This window comes from Pseudomonas sediminis, assembly GCF_039555755.1.
In the GTDB taxonomy this organism is placed as follows: Bacteria; Pseudomonadota; Gammaproteobacteria; order Pseudomonadales; family Pseudomonadaceae; genus Aquipseudomonas; species Aquipseudomonas mendocina_D.
Map to the genome: position 1 here is coordinate 3,167,322 of NZ_CP154631.1, position 25,047 is coordinate 3,192,368.

General features: G+C 62.1%; 28 protein-coding genes, 1 tRNA gene and 3 pseudogenes. 14 read left to right on the forward strand and 18 right to left on the reverse strand.

The window, feature by feature from the left end; translation table 11 throughout:
* Window positions 1-12: 12 nt before the first annotated feature.
* Window positions 13-204: a hypothetical protein gene (locus AAEQ75_RS14915; RefSeq protein WP_003462311.1), complete on the reverse strand. Its 192-nt coding sequence runs from the start codon at window positions 202-204 to the stop codon at window positions 13-15.
* A 240-nt stretch (window positions 205-444) separates the two neighbouring features.
* Here AAEQ75_RS14915 and AAEQ75_RS14920 point away from each other — a divergent pair, with 240 nt between their 5' ends.
* The 3 genes from AAEQ75_RS14920 (at window position 445) to AAEQ75_RS14930 (ending at window position 1,887) form a co-directional block, all read left to right on the forward strand.
* On the forward strand, window positions 445-1,287 hold the full coding sequence (locus AAEQ75_RS14920; RefSeq protein WP_279921536.1) for a CvfB family protein: 843 nt from the start codon (window positions 445-447) through the stop codon (window positions 1,285-1,287).
* Window positions 1,288-1,342: 55 nt separating this feature from the next.
* Window positions 1,343-1,418 (forward strand) — tRNA-Thr (locus tag AAEQ75_RS14925).
* A 142-nt stretch (window positions 1,419-1,560) separates the two neighbouring features.
* Complete coding sequence (locus AAEQ75_RS14930) at window positions 1,561-1,887, forward strand: hypothetical protein (RefSeq protein WP_343349470.1); 327 nt, start codon at window positions 1,561-1,563, stop codon at window positions 1,885-1,887.
* A gap of 4 nt (window positions 1,888-1,891) precedes the next feature.
* On the opposite strand, the gene AAEQ75_RS14935 is transcribed toward AAEQ75_RS14930, so the two are convergent.
* Both AAEQ75_RS14935 and AAEQ75_RS14940 read right to left on the reverse strand, forming a co-directional pair.
* Window positions 1,892-2,929, reverse strand: coding sequence for a GGDEF domain-containing protein (locus tag AAEQ75_RS14935; protein ID WP_343349472.1), 1,038 nt, complete (start codon window positions 2,927-2,929; stop codon window positions 1,892-1,894).
* A gap of 108 nt (window positions 2,930-3,037) precedes the next feature.
* Window positions 3,038-3,448 (reverse strand): GNAT family N-acetyltransferase, encoded by a 411-nt coding sequence (locus tag AAEQ75_RS14940; RefSeq protein WP_343349474.1) that lies wholly within the window; start codon window positions 3,446-3,448, stop codon window positions 3,038-3,040.
* Window positions 3,449-3,588: 140 nt separating this feature from the next.
* On the opposite strand from AAEQ75_RS14940, the gene AAEQ75_RS14945 reads away from it, so the two are divergent.
* From AAEQ75_RS14945 to AAEQ75_RS14955, 3 genes are read left to right on the forward strand one after another with little or no spacing between them, the layout of a single operon-like run.
* Window positions 3,589-4,377: a PP2C family protein-serine/threonine phosphatase gene (locus tag AAEQ75_RS14945; RefSeq protein WP_343349477.1), complete on the forward strand. Its 789-nt coding sequence runs from the start codon at window positions 3,589-3,591 to the stop codon at window positions 4,375-4,377.
* Between the two features lie 16 nt (window positions 4,378-4,393).
* The gene (locus AAEQ75_RS14950; RefSeq protein ID WP_343349478.1) at window positions 4,394-5,872 is read left to right on the forward strand and encodes a serine/threonine-protein kinase; all 1,479 of its coding nucleotides are present in this window, start codon (window positions 4,394-4,396) and stop codon (window positions 5,870-5,872) included.
* A 15-nt stretch (window positions 5,873-5,887) separates the two neighbouring features.
* Entirely contained in the window at window positions 5,888-6,796 is a 909-nt protein-coding gene (locus AAEQ75_RS14955; protein WP_343349479.1) for an FHA domain-containing protein, read from the forward strand.
* A gap of 143 nt (window positions 6,797-6,939) precedes the next feature.
* On the opposite strand, the gene AAEQ75_RS14960 is transcribed toward AAEQ75_RS14955, so the two are convergent.
* The 4 genes from AAEQ75_RS14960 to AAEQ75_RS14975 form a co-directional block, all read right to left on the reverse strand.
* Window positions 6,940-7,269 (reverse strand): DUF2025 family protein, encoded by a 330-nt coding sequence (locus AAEQ75_RS14960; RefSeq protein ID WP_143507836.1) that lies wholly within the window; start codon window positions 7,267-7,269, stop codon window positions 6,940-6,942.
* A gap of 141 nt (window positions 7,270-7,410) precedes the next feature.
* The gene (locus AAEQ75_RS14965; RefSeq protein ID WP_343349482.1) at window positions 7,411-7,818 is read right to left on the reverse strand and encodes an NUDIX hydrolase; all 408 of its coding nucleotides are present in this window, start codon (window positions 7,816-7,818) and stop codon (window positions 7,411-7,413) included.
* Between the two features lie 41 nt (window positions 7,819-7,859).
* A complete protein-coding gene (locus AAEQ75_RS14970; protein WP_343349485.1) occupies window positions 7,860-8,561 on the reverse strand; it encodes a YebC/PmpR family DNA-binding transcriptional regulator in 702 nt (233 codons plus the stop codon).
* 120 nt (window positions 8,562-8,681) lie between these two features.
* On the reverse strand, window positions 8,682-9,416 hold the full coding sequence (locus AAEQ75_RS14975; RefSeq protein WP_343349487.1) for a sulfite exporter TauE/SafE family protein: 735 nt from the start codon (window positions 9,414-9,416) through the stop codon (window positions 8,682-8,684).
* A gap of 139 nt (window positions 9,417-9,555) precedes the next feature.
* On the opposite strand from AAEQ75_RS14975, the gene AAEQ75_RS14980 reads away from it, so the two are divergent.
* On the forward strand, window positions 9,556-10,449 hold the full coding sequence (locus tag AAEQ75_RS14980) for an EamA family transporter (protein ID WP_343349489.1): 894 nt from the start codon (window positions 9,556-9,558) through the stop codon (window positions 10,447-10,449).
* An 81-nt stretch (window positions 10,450-10,530) separates the two neighbouring features.
* On the opposite strand, the gene AAEQ75_RS14985 is transcribed toward AAEQ75_RS14980, so the two are convergent.
* From AAEQ75_RS14985 to AAEQ75_RS14995, 3 genes are all read right to left on the reverse strand, one after another.
* The gene (locus AAEQ75_RS14985; RefSeq protein WP_179574151.1) at window positions 10,531-11,070 is read right to left on the reverse strand and encodes a DUF1003 domain-containing protein; all 540 of its coding nucleotides are present in this window, start codon (window positions 11,068-11,070) and stop codon (window positions 10,531-10,533) included.
* Between the two features lie 59 nt (window positions 11,071-11,129).
* Entirely contained in the window at window positions 11,130-12,659 is a 1,530-nt protein-coding gene (locus tag AAEQ75_RS14990; RefSeq protein ID WP_343349493.1) for a GGDEF domain-containing protein, read from the reverse strand.
* 81 nt (window positions 12,660-12,740) lie between these two features.
* Window positions 12,741-13,022 carry a peptidylprolyl isomerase gene (locus AAEQ75_RS14995; protein ID WP_024309017.1) on the reverse strand — a complete coding sequence of 94 codons (282 nt, stop codon included), beginning with the start codon at window positions 13,020-13,022 and terminating at the stop codon, window positions 12,741-12,743.
* 167 nt (window positions 13,023-13,189) lie between these two features.
* On the opposite strand from AAEQ75_RS14995, the gene AAEQ75_RS15000 reads away from it, so the two are divergent.
* Both AAEQ75_RS15000 and AAEQ75_RS15005 read left to right on the forward strand, forming a co-directional pair.
* Window positions 13,190-13,531 carry a hypothetical protein gene (locus AAEQ75_RS15000; protein WP_343349495.1) on the forward strand — a complete coding sequence of 114 codons (342 nt, stop codon included), beginning with the start codon at window positions 13,190-13,192 and terminating at the stop codon, window positions 13,529-13,531.
* Between the two features lie 135 nt (window positions 13,532-13,666).
* On the forward strand, window positions 13,667-14,116 hold the full coding sequence (locus AAEQ75_RS15005; RefSeq protein WP_343349497.1) for a hypothetical protein: 450 nt from the start codon (window positions 13,667-13,669) through the stop codon (window positions 14,114-14,116).
* Window positions 14,117-14,127: 11 nt separating this feature from the next.
* On the opposite strand, the gene AAEQ75_RS15010 is transcribed toward AAEQ75_RS15005, so the two are convergent.
* Complete coding sequence (locus tag AAEQ75_RS15010) at window positions 14,128-15,168, reverse strand: GGDEF domain-containing protein (RefSeq protein ID WP_343349499.1); 1,041 nt, start codon at window positions 15,166-15,168, stop codon at window positions 14,128-14,130.
* Window positions 15,169-15,365: 197 nt separating this feature from the next.
* On the opposite strand from AAEQ75_RS15010, the gene AAEQ75_RS15015 reads away from it, so the two are divergent.
* Window positions 15,366-16,214, forward strand: coding sequence for a CAP domain-containing protein (locus AAEQ75_RS15015; protein ID WP_430523419.1), 849 nt, complete (start codon window positions 15,366-15,368; stop codon window positions 16,212-16,214).
* A gap of 13 nt (window positions 16,215-16,227) precedes the next feature.
* Here the strand turns inward: AAEQ75_RS15015 and AAEQ75_RS15020 are convergent, their stop codons facing one another.
* Window positions 16,228-16,815, reverse strand: a complete 588-nt coding sequence (locus tag AAEQ75_RS15020) for an NAD(P)H-dependent oxidoreductase (protein WP_343349504.1) — start codon at window positions 16,813-16,815, stop codon at window positions 16,228-16,230.
* A 155-nt stretch (window positions 16,816-16,970) separates the two neighbouring features.
* Here AAEQ75_RS15020 and AAEQ75_RS15025 point away from each other — a divergent pair, with 155 nt between their 5' ends.
* Entirely contained in the window at window positions 16,971-17,279 is a 309-nt protein-coding gene (locus AAEQ75_RS15025) for a putative quinol monooxygenase (RefSeq protein WP_343349506.1), read from the forward strand.
* Between the two features lie 85 nt (window positions 17,280-17,364).
* Here AAEQ75_RS15025 and AAEQ75_RS15030 read toward each other — a convergent pair whose 3' ends face one another.
* Window positions 17,365-19,374, reverse strand: a complete 2,010-nt coding sequence (locus AAEQ75_RS15030; RefSeq protein WP_343349507.1) for a peptidase U32 family protein — start codon at window positions 19,372-19,374, stop codon at window positions 17,365-17,367.
* 146 nt (window positions 19,375-19,520) lie between these two features.
* Between AAEQ75_RS15030 and AAEQ75_RS15035 the strand changes: the two genes are divergently transcribed.
* Window positions 19,521-20,165: a YecA family protein gene (locus AAEQ75_RS15035; protein WP_343349509.1), complete on the forward strand. Its 645-nt coding sequence runs from the start codon at window positions 19,521-19,523 to the stop codon at window positions 20,163-20,165.
* A gap of 14 nt (window positions 20,166-20,179) precedes the next feature.
* Here the strand turns inward: AAEQ75_RS15035 and AAEQ75_RS15040 are convergent.
* The 3 genes and pseudogenes from AAEQ75_RS15040 to AAEQ75_RS15050 form a co-directional block, all read right to left on the reverse strand.
* Window positions 20,180-20,372: pseudogene (locus tag AAEQ75_RS15040) on the reverse strand (HDOD domain-containing protein); the annotation flags it as partial.
* 387 nt (window positions 20,373-20,759) lie between these two features.
* Window positions 20,760-21,107: a cupin domain-containing protein gene (locus tag AAEQ75_RS15045; RefSeq protein ID WP_343349510.1), complete on the reverse strand. Its 348-nt coding sequence runs from the start codon at window positions 21,105-21,107 to the stop codon at window positions 20,760-20,762.
* A gap of 211 nt (window positions 21,108-21,318) precedes the next feature.
* Entirely contained in the window at window positions 21,319-21,486 is a 168-nt protein-coding gene (locus AAEQ75_RS15050; protein ID WP_343352495.1) for a hypothetical protein, read from the reverse strand.
* Between the two features lie 285 nt (window positions 21,487-21,771).
* Between AAEQ75_RS15050 and AAEQ75_RS15055 the strand changes: the two genes are divergently transcribed.
* Window positions 21,772-22,515: a class I SAM-dependent DNA methyltransferase gene (locus tag AAEQ75_RS15055; protein ID WP_273255024.1), complete on the forward strand. Its 744-nt coding sequence runs from the start codon at window positions 21,772-21,774 to the stop codon at window positions 22,513-22,515.
* A gap of 35 nt (window positions 22,516-22,550) precedes the next feature.
* Here AAEQ75_RS15055 and AAEQ75_RS15060 read toward each other — a convergent pair.
* Window positions 22,551-22,751: pseudogene (locus AAEQ75_RS15060) on the reverse strand (NAD(P)H dehydrogenase); the annotation flags it as partial.
* On the opposite strand from AAEQ75_RS15060, the pseudogene AAEQ75_RS15065 reads away from it, so the two are divergent.
* A pseudogene (locus AAEQ75_RS15065) lies at window positions 22,745-22,960 on the forward strand (LysR substrate-binding domain-containing protein); the annotation flags it as partial. The pseudogenes AAEQ75_RS15060 and AAEQ75_RS15065 sit on opposite strands and share 7 nt — an antisense overlap.
* 456 nt (window positions 22,961-23,416) lie before the next feature.
* Here AAEQ75_RS15065 and AAEQ75_RS15070 read toward each other — a convergent pair.
* Window positions 23,417-24,808 (reverse strand): FAD-binding oxidoreductase, encoded by a 1,392-nt coding sequence (locus AAEQ75_RS15070; RefSeq protein WP_343349514.1) that lies wholly within the window; start codon window positions 24,806-24,808, stop codon window positions 23,417-23,419.
* Window positions 24,809-25,047: the final 239 nt, after the last annotated feature.

A 25,047-nucleotide genomic window follows, 5' to 3' on the forward strand; every position in this document is an offset into this window, starting at 1 on the left:
CACCCGAGGCGATCACTTCTTGCTGATGGTGATCTGGCGAGTGCCGCCGTAAGTCTGGCCGCTGACGCCCTTGGCGATCTGCTGGATCTCGCCGCCGCCCTGCAGGAAGGCAGCAATCTGCGCCTCGATGGACTCGCGGGTTTCCACGGCAGGGGCGGGTTTGCTGACTTTGCTGGAGGAGGACTTCACGCGCAGGGTGGCCATGACCTTGATCTCTTTCAGATGGGCGGCCGGCCATTATGCCTCAAGCAGCCTCTTTCTGCTTGGTTAATCGCCATGATGAATACCATAACGCCGCGCATGGGCGGCTTTTCGCGACAATTTATGGCTTGTTTCCCAGTTACTTACGCCACCAGTCGACCGGCCGTCGATTCGCCACACCGTCAGCCCGGTCGAGGATTAACTCGGGTAGAATGGCCGGCTGTTTTGGTGAGGTGAAACGCGATGGCCTTGATTGGGCGGATGAATTCTTTGCAGGTGGTCAAGCACACCGACTTCGGTCTGTACCTGGACGGTGGTGCGGACGGCGAAATCCTCCTGCCCAAGCGCTACATCCCCAAGGACACGCCGAGCGAAGTCGAGGACTGGCTCAACGTGTTCCTCTACCTCGACAGCGAAGACAAGCTGATCGCCACTACCCTGAAACCGAAGATCCAGCTCGGTGAGTTCGCCAGCCTCAAAGTGGTGGACATCAACCGCGTTGGGCTGTTCTTCGACTGGGGCCTGCCCAAGGATCTGCTGCTGCCGCACTCTGAAGAGAAACGCCCGCTGCAGATCGGCGACTACTGCGTGATCTACCTCTATCTGGACAAACGCACCCGCCGCCTCACCGCCACCGCGCGCCTGGATCGCCACCTGGACAAGGTGCCGGCCAACTACCAGGTCGGCCAGGAAGTCGACCTACTGGTGGTCGAGCGTACCGATCTCGGCTTCAAGGCCATCATCGACGGCAAGCACTGGGGCCTGATCCACAAGAACGAGCTGTTCAAGTTCATCCGCAGCGGCATGCGCGAGAAGGGCTACATCAAAGAGCTGCGCGCCGACGGCAAGATCAGCCTGAGCCTGCAGCCCATTGGTCACGAAGCTGCCAGTGGCCTGGCCGAGCAGATCATCGAACGACTGCGTGCGCAGGATGGTGTACTGCCGCTGGGTGACAAGAGCCCGCCAGAGCTGATCTCCGAGCATTTCCGGGTCAGCAAGGGCAACTTCAAGAAGGCCATCGGCGGTCTCTACAAACAGGGCTTGATCCGCATCCACGACGACCGCATCGAACTGCTCGACAGCTGATGCTTCAGCGACTTGAGCGCGAGCGTGGCAACTCGCATAATGCCGACGTTTTCCCGCCGGTGTAGCTCAGTCGGTAGAGCAGCGCACTCGTAACGCGAAGGTCGTAGGTTCGATTCCTATCTCCGGCACCATTTCCAGCAAAGGGTCAGCTTCGGCTGACCCTTTGTCGTTTCAGGTATGAAAATTCCCTCGTGTTGTTGTCAAAGCCGGTGTGATGATGGTTTTCGGGTTTCAGGCGGGCAATGCCTGGCCCCGCTCAGATGGGAGGTACTCATGTTCGTTCGTTCGCTTGTGTTGATCCTGGCTACGATGTTGGCCGGTGCTGCGTTCGCTGATCAGCCGCAGACCATTCGCGTCATTCCCAAGAGCTACGTCAGCCCCGGTGCCAGTGGCAGCGTCTCGGGCTCGTCGAGTTATGAGCAGCACAACCTCTATGGCGGGCAGCGTCTGCCGCAGGGCAGCGTGCGTCAGGAAAGCAGCTATGGCAGCTATTCCAGCGAAACCCGTGGTGGTATTCGCCAGAGCACCGAATATCCGGGTGGATTGATCATCGAGCGTCAGCCAGGCAGTGGCCGTTATCAGCAACAACGCAGCCGCTGAGACCTCATGACGCGGCGGCAGCCTGGTTCAGGCTGTCGGCGATCACGGCGCGGTTACGTCCTTCGCTTTTGGCCCGGTAGAGGCATTCATCGGCGCGCTGCAGCCAGCTTTCCCAATGTTCGCCGCTATGCAGGATAGCGCCGCCGATGGAGACGGTGACTGCGCCGCCCGGGCTTTCCAGTTCACTGGCGACCTTGTCCAGCAGATGCCGCGCGGCAGTGCGCAGACCCTCTGTGTCGGTGTTGGGCAGCAAGAGCAGAAATTCTTCACCACCGAAGCGAAACAGGCGGTCTTCCTTGCGCGAGCAGCGCATGATCAGCTCGACGAAGGCCACCAGTACCTGGTCGCCGACATGATGGCCAAAGCGGTCGTTGATCTGTTTGAAGTGATCCAGGTCCATCACCAGCAGTCCGTAGCTGTCGCTGTGGCGGCGGTGGCTGGCCATGGCGATCTTCAGTTCTTCGTTCATGGCCCTGCGGTTGCGGGCGCCGGTCAGCGGGTCATGCAGAACCATCTCCTGCAGTTGGTCGCGCTGGTTGCGGGTACGGAAGGCGAAAATGAAGCTGAGCACGCTGGCCATCATGCAGGTGACCAGGAATGACACCATCTGATAATGGCTTTCGAACACGCTGCCGGGTATCAGCAGAGCATGGCTGGTCAGGCTGCCCAGAACCAGCGAACTGGCGAGCAAGGCCTTGCCAGGGGTGACCATGAAGAAGTTGAACAGGATCAGCGGATAGATCCAGAACAGGCCATTGACCCCCAGGTTGATGGCGATCAGCGTGGCGGCGATAGAGAGCACGGCTGCCAGGAAAATGCCAGGTTTGACCGTATCCCGGGTGAGCCAGGCATAGCGCACGGCAAAGAGCGTGGACAGGACGATGATGGTGTCGGCGATACCGACCAGGTAGTTGCCTTCCAGCAGGCGGTAGACGGCATAGGGCGAGATGCCGATCACGCCGAACAGACCCATCAGGGTGATGATCGACAGCTGGAAATCGTTGCGCAGGCGCTTCAGCAAACGAGCGGTCTGGGTAGCCATAGCATTTCTTTTCGTTGTTATGGAACAAGCATGCAGAGCTTTGACCGCGAATGGCAAGGGGCATTCCTGAGCAAAGTGCCAGTATTTTTGCCCAGGGCGACAGGCCGCTCAGTGGATGCGCAGCGAGATTAGCGACTTGTTGCGCTGATAGCGGGTCAGTCGTTCGGCCAGCTCGGCCGGCAGGCTCTGACAGTCCTCGAAGCCCAGGCGCTGATAGAGGGTGTGCAGCTCGGGGTGACAGAACAGCCAGACTGGCTCGGGATGTAGCGCCAGGCTGCGATTGAGCAATGCTGCTGCCACGCCTTGGCGCCGCAGCGCGGGGGCGACGAACAGGCCAGTCAGCCACTGTCCTCCCGCTACAGGGCGAAGGCTCAGGGTTGCGACGATCTCGCTGGCGTTTTCCGCCACCCACAGTTCATCCCCCGCCTGGCTGCGCATCGGCGAGCGGTGGTCGCGGTAGAACTTGTCGACCAGAGGTCGCAACTGCAGGGGCAAGCGGCGAAAACGCGGTGAGGTCATGGGTTCAGGTGGCGGATCTGGCGACTTATTTAACCATCGCATTTTGGTTAACGGTTGCGCATTTACGGCCTTGCGGGCGGTGACAGCCCGTTCGCGTCGCCGCATCATGGGGAATCGCATTTTGCTCAAGGATTCGCCGCGTGTCTCAGTCCTCCCCTGTATCCGTGGTGTTCGCTGCGCAAAGCGTTGCCGGCCAGGTACGCACGCATAACGAGGATGCTCTGGTCTGCCGTCCCGATCTGGGGCTGTGGGCGCTGGCCGATGGCATGGGTGGGCACGAGCGTGGCGAGGTGGCCAGTGCCTTGGCGCTGGAGGAGCTGGTGGGCGCCGTGCAACAGGGCGAGGAGCTATTTGCAGCGGTGCATGCAGCCCACCTGGCTATCGCCGCGGCGGCGCAACCTGTTGCGGGCGGGGCGGGCATGGGCAGTACGCTGGTTGCCGTGCGCCTGAACGGGGATGAGTTCGAGCTGGCCTGGGTTGGTGACAGCCGCGCCTATCGCATCGGCAGCGAACATATCGAGCAGCTCAGTCACGACCACAGCTGGGTTCAGGTCATGGTCGATGCTGGCCAGATGAGCACCGAGGAGGCGCGTGAGCACCCACGCCGTAACGTGATCGTGCAGTGCCTGGGGCAGGTTGGAGATGCACCTGATGTCGGCCTGCTGCGCGTCCGACTGGAGCCGGACGAATTGCTGCTGCTGTGCAGCGACGGGCTGACCAGCGAGCTGGACGACGCTGCCATCCAGCGCTGTTGCGCTGAGGCGGCCACGCTCGAAATGATGGTCGAGCAACTGGTGGGGTTGGCCAATAGCCATGGCGGCAGAGACAATATCAGCTGTATCGTCCTGGGCCTTGGCCCGGCTGCCGAACCCCGTGAAGCGTCGCCCCTCGGCCTGCTGCGCAAGTTGTTCAAATCCCTTAAACCCTGAGCGCCAGTCGAGCCGCATGAGCCAGCCCACCATCAGAGTACCCGGTTACAGCATTCACCATCGCCTCGGCAAAGGCGGCATGGCCGAGGTCTATCTGGCTACCGAGCAGGCGCTGCAGCGCCAGGTGGCGCTCAAGGTGCTGTTGCATCGCGAGGACGCAGCCTTCACTCAGCGCTTCATCAAGGAAGGCCATACCGTCGCGTCCCTGCAGCATCCGTCGATCATTACCATTTACCGCATCGACCAACTCGACGATGGCCGCCATTTCCTCGCCATGGAGTACCTGGCAGGCAGCGATCTGGCTCAGTACAAGGGCCAGACTCTGGAGCCGGCGCGTGCGCTGCGCATCGTCCGGCAGATCGCCAGCGCCCTGGCGCTGGTGCACGACAAGGGCCTGGTGCACCGCGACATCAAGCCGGGCAACATCCTGTTTCGTGACGATGGCACCGCCGTGCTCAGCGACTTTGGCGTGGCCAAGGAGCTGCAGCTCGACAGCGAACTGACCCAGTCCGGCATTGCCGTCGGCAGCCCGGCCTACAGCAGCCCCGAGCAGGCGCAGTGTCAGGCGCTGGACGCGCGCAGCGACATCTACAGCCTGGGCGTGATCCTGCTGGAGATGCTCAGCGGGCATAACCCCTTTCGCGGCACTAACTACACCCAGACCCTGATGAATCAATTGCAGCTAGAGGCGCCGCCGCTTCCGGAGTCGCTGAGCGAGCTGCAATGGCTACTCGACCGCATGCTGGCCAAGGACCCGGAAGATCGCTTCGCCGACTGCCACGTGCTGCTGGCCAGCCTCGATGAGCTGCAGGACGCCGATCAGGACCAGACCCGTCTTAGCCCGGGCGTCAGCCTGCCGCCTCGTCCACCCCGGCGGCGCTGGCTGCCCTGGGCCGTGCTCGGCCTTTTGTTGCTCGGTATGGGCAGCGCGGGCGGCTACTACTGGCAACTGCAGCAGCGCATCGCCGGGCTGCTCGTGCTCGCTGAAACGCGCCTGAGCGAGGGGCGTCTGCTGACCCCTTCGCAGGACAACGCCGATTATTACTTTCGCCAGGCGCTGGCCCTGGACGAGGACAACGCCCAGGCCAGCGATGGCCTGCAGCGCGTGCTGCAGGCACGTATCCAGCAGTATCTCGACCTGGCCGAGCAACGCCTCGGCGAGGGCTTGCTGATCCTGCCCGAGGACGACAGTGCGGTGTATTACTTTCGCCAGGTGCTTGGCTGGGAGCCGGACAACCTGCTGGCTCTGGCTGGCATCAATCGCGTGGCGCAGCGTTTTATCGAGCAGAGTGAGGCGGCGTATGCCCGGCGCGAGTACAACCTGGCGCTTGAGCACATCAAGCAAGGCCTTGAGGCCGAGCCCGACAACGAACGGCTGCTGGCCCTCTATGACAGCCACGAGCAGCGCGTGCGGCAGGCGGCGAGCAGCCCACGCAGCGCGCAGCCGGCCCAGCAGAACCCGATCAAGCGCTTGCTGAACAATCTATTCGACTGACCCGAGGCGACCACGATGCTCAGACTGCAGTTCCTGGATAACCGCCAAGCGCCGGTCTGGCTGACCGACGAACGCCTGACCATCGGTCAGGACAGCCGTAACCAACTGGTGCTTGGCGATGCCGGAATCGCCAGCTTCCACGCCGAGATCCGCCAGGATCACGGCTACTACTACCTGAGCGATGCCGGTCAGGGCGCCACCTGGGTCAACGACCAGCGCGTCGGTACACGCTTTCAGTTGCGCGACGGTGATCGCCTGCGCCTGGGCGTCGTCGAACTGCAGCTGGTCGACCCGGCGAAAAGTGCGGCCAGACCCGAGGCTGCCGCGCCGCGCTGGTTTCTGCAGGTGATTCAAGGCGAACACCAGGGGCGCAAGTTTCATGTCCACGGCTCGATGACCTTCGGCCGTTCGAGCAAGTGTGAGCTGTGCTTCAGCGATCTGGAACTGTCGCGCCGGCATTGCGAGTTCTTTCTCAAGGACGACGTGCTGGAGATCAAGGACCTCGCCTCGGCCAACGGTGTGCTGGTCAACCAGCAGAGGGTCAGGACCGCCGTGCTGCAACCGGGTGATCAATTGAAGATGGGCACGGTGACGCTATTGGTGATCGGGCCGAAGGTGAACGTGAGTGATGCGCCCGACGAGGATGCCACCCAGTTCATGCGCGTGGCGGACCTACCGCCAGCTTTGGCTGCCAAGGCAGCTGGCGGCGGCGCTACGCAGATCGCCCCGGTGCCGCAGGTAGTAGTGCGTGCCAGCGCCAAGGCAGCGCCGGCGGCGGCCAGTCCGCTGCGTGTGGCTCAGGCCAAGCCGGCCCCCCTTGCCGCGCCACCTGCGGCCAGTGCGGGCAAGCTGTGGCTGGGTGGGATCGTACTGCTGCTGATCGGCGTAGGCCTCGGTGCTGTCGCCATGCGGCTATTGGGCTGAGGCGGGGCGCGTCACCCGATAGAACCGGCATGGCGGGTTGCACCCGCCTTACGGGGTAGCGCTCGTGTCGTAGGGCGGGGGTACCCCGCCGTTGTGGTCCCGGTGGGTTGGTGCGCACCGAATGCCTCGAAACACGCTGAATCTCAGGCCGGCGTCAGGCGTCGCCGCTCCGCACGGATCTCCGGCAAATCGCTGCGGCGCAGGTAGACGCGCAGCGGCTCACCGAGATTCACTCGATCATCGATGCGTTGCTCCTGCAGCCAGGCTAGGCGTTGGCGATCCAGGCGCATCAGTTCGCCCTCGTCAGCGTGCCAGACGTATTCGCAGGTAGGCGTGATGGTTTCGGCCGGTACGTCGAGACCGAAGCTGTCTTCGGAGAATCGCAGCAGGTACTGCTCGGTCTTGGCGTTGAAGCCGACGAAACCCTGCAACTGGTCGGCGGCCTCGCAGATTTGGGCGGACGTGATACTCATGGCAAACCTCGTTTCCTGTGGGGTTTGCAGGCAAGGCGAATGGTTTTGTTTATCGGCGCAGCCTAATCGCTGGTGTTGTCACCCGCGTTGTCGTGGATCAAGAAACTACCGCGAGCGGTTTTGATGCCGCGAGCAACGCTCTTACACTGACGGCAGCCGTTTCAGGGCCGGCAGCACCTGATCGCGCAGCAGAGGCGCCAGGTCGTCAGGAAGGGGCAGGGAAGTATCGAGCCAGCGCAGTTCCTCCAGCTCGGCGGCGGGCTGAACGGCATGGGGGAGGGCGGCGCGAAAGATGTCTGCCTGCACCCAGGTATCGGCTTCGTTGGCGGCGGGCGCCTGGAACTGACCGAGTGGTTGCAGTGCGCCGGCCTGTAGTTGCAGCTCCAACTCTTCGAGCAGCTCACGCTGAAGCGCAGACAGCGCATCTTCGCCCGGTTCGCGTTTACCGCCAGGCAGCATGAAGAATCGGGTGTTGCGCTTGCGCACGAGCAGCAGGCGGCCTTGTTCGTCGAACAGGCAGGCGGCGGCAATGTGCAGGGTGGTTGGCATGGGAGCAGCGTTGGGCGCCCAATTCGGGCGCCCAGCGAACATCAGCCAGCGAGGCCGACATAGACGTTCTGCACGTCGTCATGGCCGTCGATGGCTTCGAGGAAGGCTTCGACTTCTTCCATCTGCTCCGACGTCAGACTGCTTACCGGGTTCTTCGGGCGGTAGCCGAGCTTGGCCGAGTTGACGGTGAAACCCTGTTCCGGCAGTGCCTTGCACACGGCGTCGAGGTCGGTCGGGTCGGTGATGAACAGGGTCGAGCCCTCGTCATCGGGCACGAAGTCCTGGGCGCCGGCTTCGATGGCCGCCAGTTCCGGGTCAGCGCCTTCTTCGGTAGTGGCTTCGATCAGGCCAACGTGGTCGAAGTCCCAGCTGACCGAGCCGGAAGCGCCGAGCTGGCCCTTGCGGAACAGCACGCGAATCTCGGCGACGGTGCGGTTGACGTTATCGGTCAGGCACTCGACGATCACCGGCACCTGGTGCGGGGCGAAGCCTTCGTACAGGGTGCGCTCGTAGTTGATCACTTCACCGGACAGGCCGGCGCCTTTCTTGATGGCGCGCTCCAGGGTGTCCTTGGGCATCGAGGCTTTCTTGGCCTGATGCACGGCCAGGCGCAGCTTGGGGTTCATGTCCGGGTCGGCGCCGTTGCGCGCGGCGATCATGATTTCCTTCACCAGCTTGCCGAAGATCTTGCCTCGGGCATTGGCGGCGGCTTCTTTGGGTTTGGCTTTCCACTGGGCGCCCATCTGGGGTCTCCTGGCCGATAGGTGAGACGGCGTCGCGCGAATCTGGGCGTGACGATCGGATAGGCTGCGGATTCTAGTGCCTTGCGCGGTTGTCGGCACCTGCAATTTCAGTCGGCGGACTCAGAGGTAGCGCCAGATCAACTGCACGCCCGCCAGCAGAATGCCCAACCGGGCGATGCGGTAGAACCACAGGTGGTTGACCCGCGATTGCAGCCACAGGCCGCTCCAAACGCCTAGTGGCACGATGGGCGCGAGCATCAGACTGAGCAGCAGGTTTTCCTGGGTGAACTGACCCAGCGCGGCGTAGGGAAACAGCTTCGCTGCGTTGGTCAGCAGGAAGAACAGGTTGATGGTGGCGACGAAACGCACCTTGTCCAGTTGCTGCGGCAGCAGGTGCATCATCACCGGCGGGCCACCGGCGTGGGCGACGAAACTGGTGAAGCCGGCCAGGCTCGACAGCAGTGTGCCGCGTCCTTTATGCAGCGGGCGGGGTGCCTGGTTGCCAACTACCAGGCCGAGCCCGACGAAGATAATGGCGATGGCGCCGATCAGCAGGCCGATGGCGCGCTCGTCGAACAAACCGAAAGTCATCGAGCCGATGGCGATGCCGATGACCGCGCCCGGCAGCATGACCTTGAGATTGGCCGTATCCCACTTGCCCCAGTAGGCCTTGAGGCCCACCACATCGGCCAGGCAGAGAATTGGCAACATCACCGCCACCGCCTGTTTCGGCGACGTGGCCAGTGCCAGCAACGGCACGGCGATGCCGCCCAGAGCGCCGCCGAAGCCACCCTTGGACAGCCCGGTGAGAAACACTGCAGGCAAGGCGAACAGAAGGAAATCTTGCAGAGTCATGGGTTTGGCGTACCACTACAGAAGCGCACAGGTTAGCAGCCGGCAGTGGCTGTGTGGCTTTTTTCCTCGGCCTCTGTGTCTGTCTGCTGCGGGGTGAGGCTGTTCTAATGCCGGCTCACTCAACTCGAGGTTTGTGCTCATGACCCCCAAGGATCTGCTGCTGGCGCTGCTGGTGATCGTCGTCTGGGGGCTGAACTTCGTGGTCATCAAGGTCGGCCTGCACGGCATGCCGCCGATGCTGATGGGCGCCCTGCGTTTCATGCTCGCGGCGTTTCCGGCGATTCTCTTCGTGCGTCGGCCGCAGGTGCCCCTACGCTGGATGCTGGCCTACGGCATGACCATTTCCCTGGGGCAGTTCGCCTTTCTCTTCTACGCCATGTATGTCGGCATGCCGGCCGGCCTGGCGTCGCTGGTGCTGCAGTCGCAGGCGTTCTTCACTCTGTTTTTCGCCGCGCTGTTTCTCGGCGAGCGGCTGCGCGGCAGCAACCTGTTCGGCCTGCTGGTGGCGGCCAGCGGCCTGGTGTTGATCGGTCTGCAGGGCGGGCAGGCGATGACCCTGGCCGGCTTTGCCCTGACCATCGCCGCTGCCTCGATGTGGGCGCTGGGCAACGTGGTCACACGCAAGCTGGGCAAGGTCAATCTGGTCGGCCTGGTGGTCTGGGGCAGCCTGATCCCGCCGCTGCCGTTTCTGGCGTTATCGCTGTGGCTGGAAGGCCCGGAACTGATCAGCCAGTCGCTGCGTAGTCTCAGCCTGGACTCGCTGCTGGTACTGGCTTACCTGGCATTCGGTGCCACCATTCTCGGTTACGGGCTCTGGAGTCGTCTGCTGTCGCGTTACCCGGCCAGCCAGGTGGCACCGTTCTCGCTGCTGGTGCCGGTGGTGGGTATCAGCTCCTCGGCGCTGTTGCTCGATGAGCGCCTCGGCAGCTTGCAGATGGTCGGTGCGGCGCTGGTGATGGCCGGGCTGCTGATCAACGTGTGGGGCGGACGCTTGCTAGATAGCTGGCGGCAGCGCGAGCCGACGCTACCGTAGTCTACGCTGCGCGCCTGGCCTGAATGCCTGAACTCTGGTGCGCACGGCGCACCCTACGGTGCAAACGCGGCCCGCGTCGGCTCAGTCTTGCGGGCGTTTTTCCGGCAGGCGCTCGAGAATCTGGTCCAGACGCTGCTGGATGCGTTGGTCGATCTTCTCGTGCAGGCGCATGATTTCCAACTCGGCGCGCAGGTTCACTTCGAAGTCCAGGCTCGCGGCCAGGCGATCCTTCGCCGCCTGGCGGTTCTGGCTCATCATGATGATCGGCGCCTGGACGGCGGCCAGGGTCGACAGCATCAGGTTGAGGAAAATGTAAGGGTAGGGGTCGAAGGCCATGCCGAAGTGCGACAGCACGTCGGTGTTGAGCAGCATCCAGCCGAGCATGGTCAGTGAAAAACAGATGATGAAGGTCCATGAGCCGCCGACCGATGCGACCCTGTCGGAAAGCCTCTCGCCGAAAGATGATTGTTCATCCGACGCGTCGGCAGCATCGCGGCTGATGGGGCGACGCTGGCGAATCTGTTCGAGCACATGGCTTTCTTCCGGCTCGAGTTCGTGGGGGGCTTTGCCGAGCAGGGTCTGGGCGAGTTTTTGCAGCGGGTGCGAGGTGTCGTTGCTCATCGTGACTGCTCATTTATGGCTGACAGTAGCAGGGATGCTGAATCGCTCCGGCCGACTTGTCACCTGTCCACTGCATCCTGGCGTGCTGCACTTTCCAGGCGGTTGCGACCATTGGCCTTGGCCCGATACAGCGCCTGGTCCGCTGCGTCGATCAGGCTCAGAGCGCTTGTGGCGCTGTCCTGGGTGCCGGGGCTCAGGCTGGCCAGGCCGATGCTCACTGTAATTCTCTGGAATGGACTGTTCTCATGCGGCAGTGCGCTGTGCTCCAGGTTTGTCATGAACGCGAGAGCGATGGCTTCGGCGCCCTCGCTACTGGTGTTCGGCAGAATCACGGCCAGTTCTTCGCCGCCGTAGCGTGCCGCCAGGTCGCCGGGGCGACGCATGCAGCGCTGGAGCAGGTCGGCGACGCTGCGCAGGCATTCGTCACCCGCCAGGTGGCCGTAGTGATCGTTGTAGCGCTTGAACAGGTCGATATCGAGCAGCATCAGGGTAAGGTCTGAACCCTGGCGCTGCGCACGGCGAATTTCCACTTCCAGCGTCTGGTCGAAGCTGCGACGGTTGGCCAGGCCGGTCAGGGCGTCCTGCGAAGCCAGTATTTCCAGGCGGGCATTGGCGTCGAGCAGTTCTTCCCGGGCGCTGAGCAGTTGGCGCTCGGCGCGCGAGCGACGGTGCATGTCGACAAGTAGCCGCAGGCCGATGATAGCGACGGCGAGCAGCAGGATCAGAACCACCGTGGCGAACAGTCGTGCATCACGGCGCCAGGCCGTTAGTGCCTCATCGCGACCCAGCGCCACCACAGTGATCAGGGGGAGGTTGCTGTTATGGCGGAACGCGTACAGGCGCTCGATGCCATCGATGCGGGAGACCTGTGTGGTCGTGGCCTGTTGCCGTTCGCGTAATGTCTGAAAGATCGGCGAGCTCGACCAATCCAGCCCCACATCCTGTTCACGGAAGGGCTGGCGAAACAGCAGGGTGCCATCGCTGGCTGAGAGGCTCATCGTGCCTTGCTGGCCCAGATCGAGGCTGCCGAACAGCTGGAGGAAATGCTTCACGCTCAACGTGATGGCCACCACGCCGGAGAAATTGCCGTCGGTATCGTTCAGGCGCCGGCTGACGGTGAATACCCACTCGTGCGCCAGGCGGCTCTTGATGGTCGGGCCGATGAACGTCTCGGGCGAGGGATTGTCGCGATGATGGATGAAGAACGCACGATCGGCGGCGTTCGGGCGCGCATTGATATCGCCCCGCGATACCAGCAGGCGGTCACCCTTGGCGTTGTAGATGATGATGGTGCTGGCCAGCTTGAGCACCCGGCTCTGTTCCTGCACGACCTGCTGCAGGCGATCGAGATGTGCCCGACCCTTGCCTTCGTGCTCCAGGCGTTCTGCCAGCTCCACCAATACCAGCTCGGATTGGCGAATCACCCCTTCGCTGTAATTGTCCAGGGCACGCGCCAGGTTGAGATTGGCCACGTTCAGATCATGCAGGGCACGCTCGCGGGAAAACCAGATCTGCCAGGCCGTCAGCAATGCCAGCGACAGGCATATGAATACCAGCAGGATGAAGGTGAGGCGGGTACCGCGTTTCATAAAGCCAGAGCCCTGCCGTGGGACTGAACAGCGTGGGCAACGGAAAAACCACCGGCGGGTGGCTTTTCCATTGCGAGAGAATCAGTCCTGACGGCTGGTGACTTCCAGCAGGTGATAACCGAACTGAGTCTTGACCGGGCCTTGCACCACGCCGACCGGTGCGCTGAACACCACGGTGTCGAATTCCTTGACCATCTGGCCCGGGCCGAAGGAACCCAGATCACCGCCGCTACGGCCGGACGGGCAGGAGGAGTTGTCGCGGGCCAGTTGGGCGAAATCGGCACCGCCCTCGATGGCGGCTTTCAGTTCGTTGCACTTGTCTTCGCTGGCAACCAGGATGTGGCGGGCAGTGGCGCGGGCCATGGGAGTACCTCCTATCAATGAAGGTGCAGAGCCTAGCGCAATCGCCTCGACAAGCAAACGGTCGGCCGTTCGTCCATCTGTCAGGAGCCGTTTCGGCGTCTGGCTTGTCCCATCTTCTGTAAGTGGGCATTTGCCCTGAACTCAGGCTTCACTGAGGAGACTTGCGGATGAACACCCTGAGCATCGACGGTTGGCGCAAGGCCGACAATGACAGCAAATCCATCCCTATCGGCACTATGCAGTTCTATGTCAGCGAGGCGGAGCACTTGCGCCTGGAGCAGGCTGAGGAGCAATTGCAGCGCAGCGGCGTCCGGGACGCGATGATCGACGCAGACATGCAGACGTTGGAGCTGGTCATGCCGGAGGGCTTCGGCCCACTGAGTGAATGCAAATGGCGCGTCTACATTGGCGGCGAAGAGGGGCGTGGCCAGTTTCATCTGGTCGGCTACAGCGCCGAAGATGGCTGCCTGATCTACAGCAACGCGGTAATGGTCGATCTATTGGGTTGACCGCTATTGGCAAACCCTTGCCTCGGGGTGGCAAGTCCATGCCGCGACGTCGTATGAAAGCCGCGTATTTACTGGTCTGCAGCGGCTGGCCCGGAATCTGCTATGCATCAGGCGAACGGATTTCGCGGAGGCCTCATGACCAGTATCAACAACAGCACGCCTGCCATGCTCAGCTACTACGGTAGCCAGCTCAACAATCGCTCGACTGCGACCAGCGGCGAAGCCAACGGTCAGGCCAGTCAGGATCCAGTTGCCGACTTGCGGCGTTTTGCCAAACAGGTGGTGGCGCGCAGTGAGGGTGGACTACTACGCGCGATGAATGGTGGCGCGGCGCAGGCCAGCAATACCGTGCAGCGCAGTGGCGACAGTCAGCCGACTAGGCCTTCGGTGATTCAATTGCCGGATGTGACGCAGCTCGATCGCGACGATGCCGCCAAGCTGCTGGCGCAGGTGCAGAAGATGGTGGATGCCGGCATGGATGGCAGCGTGCGCATCGCCGGTTACAACGGCGACCAGCAGACCGACTCGCTGGAAACCTACCGCCAGTGGCTGCAGGAAAAGGGCGGAGTCAGCATCTACGTCTGATCCGCAGCCGTTCAGCCCAGAATGGGTTCTACGTCCTCTCGGGTGATCACCCGGTTACGCCCGGCGCGCTTGGCCGCGTAGGTGCGCCTGTCTGCCGCCAGCATCAGCTCGTCCAGTGATTGCCCATCTACCCCGAAACAGGCCACGCCAGCGCTCAACGTCATGTGCAGCGTGGTTTCATCCACCGTCAGCGATTGCGCAACCAGGCGTTCGCGCAGGCTTTCGGCGATTTCCCGAGCTTGCGCTGCCTTGCTGCCTGGCAGCAGCACCGCAAATTCCTCACCGCCCAGGCGACAGAACAGATCATTGACCCGTAAACGCTGCGCCAGCACCTTGGCGAAGTGAACCAGGGCACGGTCACCGACTTCGTGGCCAAAGCGGTCGTTGATCTGCTTGAAGTGGTCGATATCGACGAATACCAGCGAAAGCGGCGTGCCATTGCGCAACGCATGGGCACGCTCACGCTCGAATACCTCGGCCAGCTTCAGGCGGTTTGGCTGGCTGGTCAGAGAGCCGGTGGTCGCCTGCTCGGTCAGGCGCTGCTCATTGAGCAGGCGGCTGCGCTCGTAGATGTGCGCGAAAATCATCACCGCCAAGCTGGCGAGGCCGAGATTGGCGATGATCTCGACGTTTTGCAGCAATTCATCGGACGAAAACCGCTGACTGAAGACGAACAGGCCGACACCGACGAACACGATCGAGCCGTACATCCCCAGGCGCAACCCCAGTAATAGATAGCAGATGATCGGAATTGTCTGGATCCAGGCGAACACCGCGAAGGTAGTGGTGGTCTGAGACAGCGCCACAATCATGATGCTGAAGAACGGCAGCAGGTAAATTGCGGTCAATAGCTGCAGGTTGCGTGTTTTATCGATGATGGTCAGCAAATACAGCGACACCGCGGCGTAGCCGATCTCCAGACCGGCCAACAGCCAGTTGTCGTGCAACAGATTGACGACCGAGAAGAACAAACCGCCGCTCAAGGTGATCCCTAGCAAGGCTTTAAGGACCAGGCGGCGATGTTGTTCGTTCTTGGCGAAGTAACCGGGCATTAGTGTTCTCAGGCGGGAGAGGCGAGTGCATAAGTTGTGTGATGACGATAGATGGCGTCATGCAGGAACCCTGCCGTTCGGCCGCGATGCCAATGTACGCGGGCGTTCGATGGGATCAGGAAACCGGCCATGACCCTGCGCCGGGAATTGCGTCAGAATCACGACGTTAGTTGGGAGAAGGCTGTATGACAACAACAATGAGCAAATGGGGAAGGCAAGGCTGCCTGCTGGCGCTGCTGTTGATGGGGATTGCGGGCACGGCTCAGGCGGCTGAGGACCTTGAGCTGATCGAGACGATCAACAGCTATCGCAGCGAGGTGCAACGCTGCGGCGTGCAGGCCTCCGAGCCATTGCCACCGTTGACCAACGATCCACGCCTGATCCTGCCTGCCAACGGCACTGCGGACCTGCAGGATTCGCTGAGCGCGGCCGGTTACCCGTTGGTCAACGTACAGGCCATCACGCTCTCCGGCCCGCGCAATGCGCAGGCTGCCATGCAGGCCTTGAGCGAGAGCTTCTGTCGCGTGATGCTCGACCCTCAGTTCATCGATATCGGCGTCAGTCAGCAGGATCGCGACTGGCGCATCGTACTGGCTCGGCCGCTGCTCAGTGGGCGGCTGCAAACATGGCAGACCGAGGGGGAAAGTCTGCTCCTGCTGATCAACTCCGCTCGCGCCGAGGCGCGCCAGTGCGGTGACCAGGCCTTTGCCGCTACTACGCCGCTGGTATGGAGCGACGAACTGGGCAGCGCCGCCGAGAGCCATAGCCGGGCCATGGCCAATGGCAATTTCTTCGCTCATCAGGGGCGTGACGGCCTCACGCCGGGTGACCGCGCGGAGCTGGCGGGTTACAGCGGTACCAAGGTCGGCGAGAACATCGCCGCAGCGCTGGATACCACCGCCAAGGTGGTCGAGGGCTGGCTGGCCAGCTCCGGGCACTGCGCCAACATCATGAACCCGGAGTTCAGCGAGCTAGGCGCTGCCTATGCCAACGACCCGCAGAGCGATGCTGGCATCTATTGGACGGCGCTGTTCGGCGGGCAATGAGCGAGCGCCTGCGTCAGGCGACGCCGAACACCTGGGCGAGGTGCTGCTCGTAGCGCGCCACGTCCTGCTCGATGGCCGGTACTTTCATCACATCATTGCAGATGAAGGTGGGCAGGCCAGTCATGCCGAGGAATTCGTTGGCCTTGTGGAAGGGGAAGTACACCGCGTCCACGCCTTTGCCTTCGAAGAAATCGGTCGGGTCCTCGAAGGCCTGCACTGGGGCGTTCCAGGTCAGCGACAGCATGTACTGCTTGCCCTGGATGAGCCCGCCGCTGCCGTACTTCTGCGAGGCGTCGGAGCGCGTACGCCCGTCGTTGGCATAGAGGCTGCCGTGACCGGCGGTGAACACCTCGTCGAGGTACTTCTTCACCGTCCAGGGAGCGCCCATCCACCAGCCGGGCATCTGGTAGATCACCACATCGGCCCAGAGAAATTTCTGCACTTCTTCTTCGACGTCGTAGCCGCCGTCGATAAAGGTGGTCTTGACGTCGAATCCGGCGCGGTCGAGGAAGGCCACTGCTGCGTCATGCAGGGTGGTGTTGTACTGGCCGTGGGAATGGGCGAACGCTTTGCCGCCGTTGAGCAGGAGGATCTTTTTCATGGTGTTTCTCCAAAAAATGTGGCTGCAGGTTATCCAGCCCTGCGCGTGCGAAACACCGCGAAACGGTCAAATTATTGTTGACTGAAAATCATGAAAGGCTCGCTGAATGCTGCGCTAAGGTGAGGCATCTTCCCCACATCGAGGCGCCTGCACCCATGTACGGCTTTATCCTTCACGCGCACACCCATCCCGAGCAGGCCGAGGCCTTCGAGCAACTGTTTCGCGCCTATGTCGAACCCAGTCGCACCGAGCCTGGCTGCATCGAATACCACATGCTGCGCGATGCACAGGACCCGACCCTGTTCATCTTCTACGAGGTGTGGGCATCGCGGGAGGCGCTAGCCGAGCACACGGCGTTGCCACACATGCGCGCGTTTCACGACAAGCGCATGGACTACCTGAGACGTGATTTCGACATTCGCGAGATCGAGATGCTCAGCCCGGCGAGTGCAGCGCGGGCCTAGTTCGCGATCCGTGGGAGCCAGCTTGCTGGCGATAGTTGTGGTGGCCAGGATTGCATCCGGGCCACCACAACAGGCGAGGCTGGGCTCAGTGGCTGTAACCCGGCTTCTGGCGAATGGTCTTGAGCAGGTCGTCGGGTGAAATGTGCCCGACCACCTGGGTCGCCGCGCTGCCCGGTTGCGGCAGGTCGAGAATGTGGCCCTTCATCTTGCCGATCACGTGCATCTCACACGGCTTGCAGTCGAACTTCAGGGTCAGCACTTCATCGCCATGTACCAGCTGCATCGGTGCGACCTTGGTCTTCACGCCGGTTACACCCTTGGCCTGTTTCGGACACAGGTTGAAGGAGAAGCGCAGGCAGTGCTTGGTGATCATCACCGGCACTTCGCCTTCTTCTTCGTGCGCCTCGTAGGCAGCGTCGATCAGTTGCACGCCGTGGCGGTGGTAGAAGTCGCGGGCCTTCTGGTTGTAAACGTTGGCCAGGAACGACAGGTGCGATTCCGGGTACACCGGCGCTGGGTCGGTCTCGGCCTTGCGGCCGCCACGTGGATGGGCAGCGATGCGCGCTTCGGTGAGTGCTTCGATGGCGTCGCGGCGCAGTGCCTTGAGCTGCGAGTTGGGCACGAAGAACGCTTGCGGCGCATCCAGCGTCACGCTTTGGGCGTGGTAGATGGTGGTGCCGAGCTGGGTGAGCAGGTCACGCAGGCCATCGAGTGCCTGTCCCGGCTTGTTGGCCACACCGAACGGGCCGGGCAGGGCGACGTCAACACTGATGCCCTCTTCGCTGGTGGCGGTGAGCTTGAGGGCGTCTTCACGCAGCTCGGTCTTCCAGCTCACGCCAATACGGCGCTCGGCGCTGGTGCGTTGCAGCGCCTGCTGCCAGTTGTGGTCGAGGTTGCGCGAGAGCGGATGATTCGGGCGCAAGCGGAACAGGCCTTCGGGCATCTCGTTGGGCTCGACGCGGTAGCGGTAGCGCTTCTCGCCGTCTTCCTCGAACTCACCTTTGAGTTCAGCGATATTGGCGCGGAAACCCACCACCTCGCGCTTGACCAGCACGTTGAGGCCGTCGCCGTTGGACAGCGGCTCATGGGTAACGGCGATCAGGTCGCGCTTGTTCACCTTCTCCACGCTGCCGACCAGCAGGCCGGTAAAGGTGGGCGAATCGAAGGCGCCGATATCCACCTTGCGCTCAGTGACGAAGTAGTCGGTGCTGCCACGGTGGAAGGTCTTGTCCGGATCGGGCACGAAGAAGTGCGCGGTACGGCCGCTGGAGGCGCGAGCGAGGTCCGGGCGGTCTTCGAGAATGGCGTCAAGCTCGCGGCGGTAGTGGGCGGTGATGTTCTTCACGTAGGCCACGTCCTTGTAGCGGCCCTCGATCTTGAACGAGCGCACGCCAGCCTCGACCAGGGCGCGCAGGTTGGCGCTCTGGTTGTTGTCCTTCATCGACAGCAGGTGTTTTTCATAGGCGATTACGCCGCCTTTTTCATCCTTGAGGGTGTAGGGCAGGCGGCAGGCCTGCGAGCAGTCGCCACGGTTGGCGCTGCGCCCGGTCTGCGCGTGGGAGATGTTGCACTGGCCGGAGAAGGCCACGCATAGCGCGCCGTGGATGAAGAACTCGATGGCGGCATCGGTGGCATCGGCGATCTGACGGATTTCCTGCAGGTTCAGCTCGCGTGCCAGTACCAGTTGGGAGAAACCGGCCTGGTCGAGAAACTTGGCCCGTGCCAGGGTGCGAATGTCGGTCTGGGTGCTGGCGTGCAGCTCGATGGGCGGAATATCCAGCTCCATCACCCCCATGTCTTGCACGATCAGCGCATCCACGCCTGCGTCGTAGAGCTGGTGGATCAGCGTACGTACCTGCTCCAGCTCGTCGTCGTGGAAGATGGTGTTGAGCGTGGTGAACACCCGTGCATGGTAGCGCCGGGCGAACTCCACCAGCTTGGCGATCTCGCTCACCTCGTTGCAGGCGTTGTGCCGCGCGCCGTAGCTCGGGCCGCCGATATAGATGGCGTCGGCGCCATGCAGAATGGCCTCGCGGGCGATTTCGACGTCACGCGCAGGGCTGAGCAGTTCCAGGTGGTTCTTGGGCAAGGACATGGTGTTTTCTTTTATCAGGCTGGCACACGGGCAAGGCGCGCATTGTACCGGGCTGTGGCCCGCTGGGCACTCACCAGATGCCGGACGGCTGGCAATACGTGCCGATGCAGGTACAGTAGCGGCCTTTTTCAGGCGGAGGCGTGGCGATGGACAACAGAGGGTTGGAGAAGCTCGATCAGTGGCTGCTCAAGTACGGCAACGATGACTCGATCCTCTCTGCCAGCGAACTGGACGGCTTCTTCGCCGCCATCGTCTCCGCCCCGCGCCAGGTTGCGCCTGCCATCTGGTATTCGGCGATCTGGGCTGACCAGCCGCCGCAGTGGCCGAGTGACAAGGATGGCGAACGTTTCATGAAACTGGCCGTCGAGCTGATGAGCGAGGCCGCCTACATGCTCGCCGAAGAGCCGGACGACTACGAAGCGATCTTCCTGGCCGACAACAACGGCAAGGGCGAGAAGCTGATCGTCTCCGAATGGTGCGCGGGTTACCTGCGTGGTGCGGCGGTGGCCGGCTGGCTCGATGCATCGCTGCCGGAGTCGGTGGCGGCAGCTCTGGCGCTGATCACCCTGCATGGCGATGAAAGCGGCAGCGCGACGCTCAAGGCCATGACCGACGCCGAGTACGACGCCAGTACGGCGTTGCTCGAACCCGCCGCCGTCGAGCTTTTCCAGTATTGGCAGGATAACCTGGACCCGCTGCTGCCGGTGCGCCGCGAGGAGGCTAAAGTCGGGCGTAACGACCCCTGCACCTGCGGCAGTGGCAAGAAGTACAAGCAGTGCTGCATGCGCTGAGTCGTGACCCGGGGCACGGGCCCCGCGAAAACGAGGCGAGTTGGCCAGGCGCAGTACCTTGGCAGCGATGACCGGGGCGTGCTCGATATTGCGCGCCACGCTTTCCAGGCTCGAAGACGGGTTGTCGAACTGTTGAATCAGCTCCTGCGCGACCTTCGGAATGCTGGGCAGGGTGTGCAGTCGAGCGAACAGACTTTCTATATCCATGGCAACTCCGATAGGGAAGAACGCTGCAGTTGCGTTGGATGAGAAATAGCTCTCTGAGCACAGCTGTGCCTAACGCCTCAGCCAGTCCCATAGTTGCTATTTAGAGCCTTTTCCATGGGGGGTACCAGTCTGAAATACCCGCCCCGAGGGGTAATGCTGTTCACATAAGCAATGGTCGGACGCGATTAGTCACCTCGCCCCTTTGGGGAGAGGGTTAGGGCGGGCCGCGTTCGGCGAGGGGGAAACTGGCAGTTTTGCGGTGTTCTCAGCCCTCTCCCCCAACCCCTCTCCACTAGGCGTGCCCCCAATAAATGGGAGAGGGGGCCAAACGTGTGCAACTTTAAGTGAATAACATTCCGCCCCGAGGGGCGGTTTTTCGACGATGCGTCAGGCGAACACGAAGTACTTGCGCACCGTTTCCACCACTTCCCAGGTGCCTTTCATACAAGGCTCGACCACGAAGATGTCGCCGGCCCTGAGGTGGATCGGCTCCATGCCGTCCGGGGTGATGATGCAGTAGCCTTCCTGGAAGTGGCAGTACTCCCACTTCACGTAATCCACGCGCCATTTGCCGGGTGTGCAGATCCAGGTGCCCATGATCTTGCTTCCATCTTCGGAGGTGTAGGCATTGAGGTTGACGGTGTGCGGGTCACCTTCGATGCGCTCCCACTTGCAGGCATCGACGACGGGCATCGGCTGGGTATCGCGCAGAACGGTGATCGGTTTGTTGGTCATGGGGCGCTCCGGTGAGTGATCAAAGTGGCGTTCACCATAGAGCGGGGGCGGGGCGGTCGATTGCCTGGGGTCGACACGGGGCTGCTCATTCGCGCAGTGCGCGGGGCTTTCTATTCCTGAAAAAACCAAGGCCGGTTTATCAGGCCGGCCTTGTGGGGCTGCGCGTTCCATCGAGTCATTCGACGTTCTCGATCAGTTCATCAGGAAGGTATCAGGCGGTGCGGCTTTCGATCAGACGATCGGAGCCACCTTCAGCGACGCGGTTCTGGATCAGACGATCAGAGCCACCTTCGGCGACTACAGGTTGGGCGGAGGAGGCGGCGAATACGTTGGCTGCCAGTACGGAGAAAGCGAAGCTGAGGATGAGTTGGCGTTTCATGATGTTTTGCTCCAGCGGTGTTGTGGTTGGGTATGGAGCAGATGTTACGCACTGGATTTTTTCAGAGAACTTCATTGGCATGATGGTGAACATCGATGCCGCTGATAGCTGGTGAAATCCACGGAATACAAAGCCTCCAGCTGTTTCGTGAGCGTCGCTGGGGCCCGTTCATGGTGAGCGTCGGGCTCGACCAGACCGCCGGCATAGCAACGGCAGCGATAGTGATTTTGCCCATTCGCGGCCTGAGCTATGATGCGCGCCCTTCGTCCTTGCGCCCCTGTCATCATGTCTGGCAATGCCCTCTATACCGACCTGTCGGGTTACTACGATCTGATGTGCGCGGACATCGACTACGCCGCCCAGAGTCATTGCGTGCACCGCCTGCAACAACTGTTCGGCAACGGAGGCAAGCGCCACCTCGATCTGGCCTGTGGCACCGGCCCGCATGTGCGCCATTTTCTCGATGCCGGCTATTCCAGCAGCGGCCTGGACATCAACCAGCCGATGCTCGATCGCGCCGCCCAGCGCTGCCCCGAGGCACGCTTTGCCCGGCAGGACATGTGCGGTTTTCAGGTCGACGAGCCGCTGGACCTAATCACCTGCTTTCTCTATTCCATCCATTACAGCGCCAGCATCGAACGGCTCAAGGCTTGTATCGCCAGCGTGCACGGCGCCCTGGCGGTTGGCGGGGTGTTCTGCTTCAACGCGGTGGACAAGCAGCGCATCGATAACGCCTCGTTCGTTGCCCACAGCGCACGGCATGCCGAAGGGCAGTTCCGCTTCAGCTCCGGCTGGTACTACCGCGGTGAAGGCGAACAGCAGGCGCTAAGGCTGCGTATCGAACTTACCCTCGCCGAACAGACCGAGGTCTGGCACGACGAACACCCGATGGTGGCGGTGAACTTCACCGAGCTGCAGAGCCTGCTGGCGCCGTACTTCGAGGTGCAGGTGCTTGAGCACGACTATCAGCGGCTGGCGCCGTGGGATGGCAGCTCTGGCAACGCGCTGTTTGCCTGCACCAAGCGCTGAGGCGAGGCAGCGTCATCCTCGGCCTGGCCATTGCCTCACGCCGGCTCCTCGACGCGCTCGGCTTGCAATGAACGCTGCAGCTCGGCCACCAGCGCATCGACCTTTGCCAAGGCCTGTTTGACGGATTCGGCGAGCAGTTCACCGCCGACTTCCTGGCCTTCGATGGCAATCTGGTGTACGCGGGTGATGCCGATGAAGCCGAGCGCGGTGATCAGATTCGGCTCCAGATGGTTCGGCGGCCGTTGGCGCCCAGGGCGAGGCGCTGATGCGCCGGCAACTGATCGAGGATGAGCTGAGAGAGGGACGATTGGTGCAGCCTTTCGGCCCGGAACTGGAGGGCAGACCGTTCTTTCTGGTGTACCCGGAGAGCCGCAGAAACGATCCGACCATTCTCGCGGTGCGGGAGTGGATCATGGCGGTGCTGGGAGGGTTGTGTTCGCTGTGACGACTTTATTCAGGCGGTGCCGGGTGACGAGGTAATCAAGAAGGCCAGAGCCCTGATTCGATGAAGCATTTTTCCACCCGGTAGCGGAAGCCGAGTTTCTGTAGTCAGTCGGTTACTACGAATCGAAGGTTCCTGGATTAGGTGGGCATTGATCAACGAGTTTCAGGCCTTGGCCAAATTGATTGGTGAGTCACCCATGGCCTGGCGGATTGAACTTGAACCAGATATTCGCAGCGTCCCCCCTTCGGCGTTTTCCGCTATCGATCATTTACCGGCCAAGGCCAGACGGCTTCCAGATTCTGGCCGTTACCCTTCACCGCCGCCGTCCGCAGTACTGGCTTGGCAGGCTCTGATTCCGGGCTTTCCAGCTGTCTCCCATGCGGTTGCATGGGAGTCGCCCTGTGACCTGGTTAATGCCAGACAGCAGAACTCCTGAGCGTTGGACCGCGATTTCAATCAGTGGCCACTGGGCTGCAGGTAATAGGCATCCCACAGCTTATTGCGGAATTTGTTGCTTGGGTCGACGCGTTTTTTCAGCGCGAAAAATTCCTCGGCGCGAGGGTAGGCGGCAAGGAATTGCTCCCGGCTGGCGTGGATTTGATAGGGCAGGTAGTAGCTGCCCTGGTGGGCGATGGCCAGATCGATCAGCTGTCGTGTCCAGTCGCCTACGGCGGCGCGCTCGCTGGGTGAGACGCCCTGGCGGTAGTAGATCACCAGCGCGAAGGTGTCTTCGCGGGCCCAGGCCAGCAGCGTACCCGGGTCGGCCTTGGCATGGCGGATGGAGATATTGGCGACCTTGACCTTGTGCGCTTTGAGCACGTCTCTCATGCCCGCGACAAAAGGCTCCAACTGGGCTTCGGGCACGAAATATTCCTGCAGCACATAGCTGTAGTCGGTGCCGGAAATGGGCTGCAGTTCGCGCACATCCAGGCTGGCCTCATGGTTGCGCCACTGCACTTGCGGTCGTTTCAGCAGCAGCGGGTCGACGACGCTTTCACGCACCTTTGCGCCGCCATTGCTGCTGGCCACTGCCAGCGCGGCGCGCATGGCCTTGTAGTCGCGGTCCAGCGGTACCAGGCGTTCGGTGACGGTCAGCGGCGCATCCGTACGCAGGTAGGACACGGCGCGTACGCTGTCGTAATCGTCGGTATAGAGAATGCCGTTGTGCATCACCATGTCCGGGTTGCCGCGTACCTGGCTGGCGAAGAACTGCGCATAGTCTCCGAGCGGCATGAGCTGCGTCTGACGCACCAGCTTGCTGTTCTCCACCAAGTGCAGGGTGGCCTCGACGATCACGCCCAGCCCGCCGTAACCGCCTATGGCGCCATGGAACAGCTCGCTGTTGTGCGTCGGGCTGGCATCCACCACCTGACCGTCAGCCAGCACCAGGCGTAGCGAGCGAACGCCCAGCACCAACGGCCCCTGGCCGACGTATCGGCCATGAGCGTTGACGCTGAGGGCGCCACCGACGGTGAAGTTGGCGTAGGACTGCATGATCTGCGGCGACAGGCCGTGTGGGTCGATGTACTCCAGTAACTCGCGCCAGGTGATACCGGCCTGCACACGAATCTCCCGGCGTTCGGCGGAAAATTCCAGCACCCGGTTGAACCGGCGCATGTCCAGTTGCAGGGCCTGTTCGGTGGCGGTCTGCCCGCCCATGCTGTAGCGCCCGCCGCCAATGGCGATGGGGCCGGCATGCCCGCTAACGGCCGTGACGATCTGCTCCAGTTCGGTGGGCGCCAGTACCTGCGCCACTTGGATGGGGTTCATGCCGGTGACGTCGTTGACGGTCTCGGTGGCGTGCACGCAATGGCACAGAAACAGCAGTAGGACGAGGGCGAGGCGCATGGAGCTTCCTTGTTCGCAGCGGAGAACGAATGGTTTGGCTGATAGTGCGTTGTGGCGTGTTCAGGTGGCAATCGCCAGTGGCCATTCAGGGTGCTTCATTTTCAATAGGTCGAAGAAAGTATTAGCGCGTTCTGTCGGTGTTTCTTTTCGATTGAATGGACAAGGATGAACCCACTCCACAGAGAGTGAGATGAAACCCATGATCAAACACCCGAGTCTTTGGCTGTGCGTGCTGCTGT

Coding starts and splice junctions, on each gene's coding strand:
- AAEQ75_RS14930 (WP_343349470.1), top strand. CDS start 1,561: ATGTTCGTTCGTTCGCTTGTGTTGATCCTGGCTACGATGTTGGCCGGT.
- AAEQ75_RS14915 (WP_003462311.1), bottom strand. CDS start 204: ATGGCCACCCTGCGCGTGAAGTCCTCCTCCAGCAAAGTCAGCAAACCC.
- AAEQ75_RS14975 (WP_343349487.1), bottom strand. CDS start 9,416: ATGACTCTGCAAGATTTCCTTCTGTTCGCCTTGCCTGCAGTGTTTCTC.
- AAEQ75_RS14980 (WP_343349489.1), top strand. CDS start 9,556: ATGACCCCCAAGGATCTGCTGCTGGCGCTGCTGGTGATCGTCGTCTGG.
- AAEQ75_RS15005 (WP_343349497.1), top strand. CDS start 13,667: ATGACCAGTATCAACAACAGCACGCCTGCCATGCTCAGCTACTACGGT.
- AAEQ75_RS14990 (WP_343349493.1), bottom strand. CDS start 12,659: ATGAAACGCGGTACCCGCCTCACCTTCATCCTGCTGGTATTCATATGC.
- AAEQ75_RS14970 (WP_343349485.1), bottom strand. CDS start 8,561: ATGGGCGCCCAGTGGAAAGCCAAACCCAAAGAAGCCGCCGCCAATGCC.
- AAEQ75_RS14955 (WP_343349479.1), top strand. CDS start 5,888: ATGCTCAGACTGCAGTTCCTGGATAACCGCCAAGCGCCGGTCTGGCTG.
- AAEQ75_RS14995 (WP_024309017.1), bottom strand. CDS start 13,022: ATGGCCCGCGCCACTGCCCGCCACATCCTGGTTGCCAGCGAAGACAAG.
- AAEQ75_RS15055 (WP_273255024.1), top strand. CDS start 21,772: ATGTCTGGCAATGCCCTCTATACCGACCTGTCGGGTTACTACGATCTG.
- AAEQ75_RS15070 (WP_343349514.1), bottom strand. CDS start 24,808: ATGCGCCTCGCCCTCGTCCTACTGCTGTTTCTGTGCCATTGCGTGCAC.
- AAEQ75_RS14985 (WP_179574151.1), bottom strand. CDS start 11,070: ATGAGCAACGACACCTCGCACCCGCTGCAAAAACTCGCCCAGACCCTG.
- AAEQ75_RS15035 (WP_343349509.1), top strand. CDS start 19,521: ATGGACAACAGAGGGTTGGAGAAGCTCGATCAGTGGCTGCTCAAGTAC.
- AAEQ75_RS15000 (WP_343349495.1), top strand. CDS start 13,190: ATGAACACCCTGAGCATCGACGGTTGGCGCAAGGCCGACAATGACAGC.
- AAEQ75_RS14965 (WP_343349482.1), bottom strand. CDS start 7,818: ATGCCAACCACCCTGCACATTGCCGCCGCCTGCCTGTTCGACGAACAA.
- AAEQ75_RS14950 (WP_343349478.1), top strand. CDS start 4,394: ATGAGCCAGCCCACCATCAGAGTACCCGGTTACAGCATTCACCATCGC.
- AAEQ75_RS15045 (WP_343349510.1), bottom strand. CDS start 21,107: ATGACCAACAAACCGATCACCGTTCTGCGCGATACCCAGCCGATGCCC.
- AAEQ75_RS15030 (WP_343349507.1), bottom strand. CDS start 19,374: ATGTCCTTGCCCAAGAACCACCTGGAACTGCTCAGCCCTGCGCGTGAC.
- AAEQ75_RS15020 (WP_343349504.1), bottom strand. CDS start 16,815: ATGAAAAAGATCCTCCTGCTCAACGGCGGCAAAGCGTTCGCCCATTCC.
- AAEQ75_RS14940 (WP_343349474.1), bottom strand. CDS start 3,448: ATGACCTCACCGCGTTTTCGCCGCTTGCCCCTGCAGTTGCGACCTCTG.
- AAEQ75_RS15010 (WP_343349499.1), bottom strand. CDS start 15,168: ATGCCCGGTTACTTCGCCAAGAACGAACAACATCGCCGCCTGGTCCTT.
- AAEQ75_RS14935 (WP_343349472.1), bottom strand. CDS start 2,929: ATGGCTACCCAGACCGCTCGTTTGCTGAAGCGCCTGCGCAACGATTTC.
- AAEQ75_RS14920 (WP_279921536.1), top strand. CDS start 445: ATGGCCTTGATTGGGCGGATGAATTCTTTGCAGGTGGTCAAGCACACC.
- AAEQ75_RS15015 (WP_430523419.1), top strand. CDS start 15,366: ATGAGCAAATGGGGAAGGCAAGGCTGCCTGCTGGCGCTGCTGTTGATG.
- AAEQ75_RS15050 (WP_343352495.1), bottom strand. CDS start 21,486: ATGAAACGCCAACTCATCCTCAGCTTCGCTTTCTCCGTACTGGCAGCC.
- AAEQ75_RS14960 (WP_143507836.1), bottom strand. CDS start 7,269: ATGAGTATCACGTCCGCCCAAATCTGCGAGGCCGCCGACCAGTTGCAG.
- AAEQ75_RS15025 (WP_343349506.1), top strand. CDS start 16,971: ATGTACGGCTTTATCCTTCACGCGCACACCCATCCCGAGCAGGCCGAG.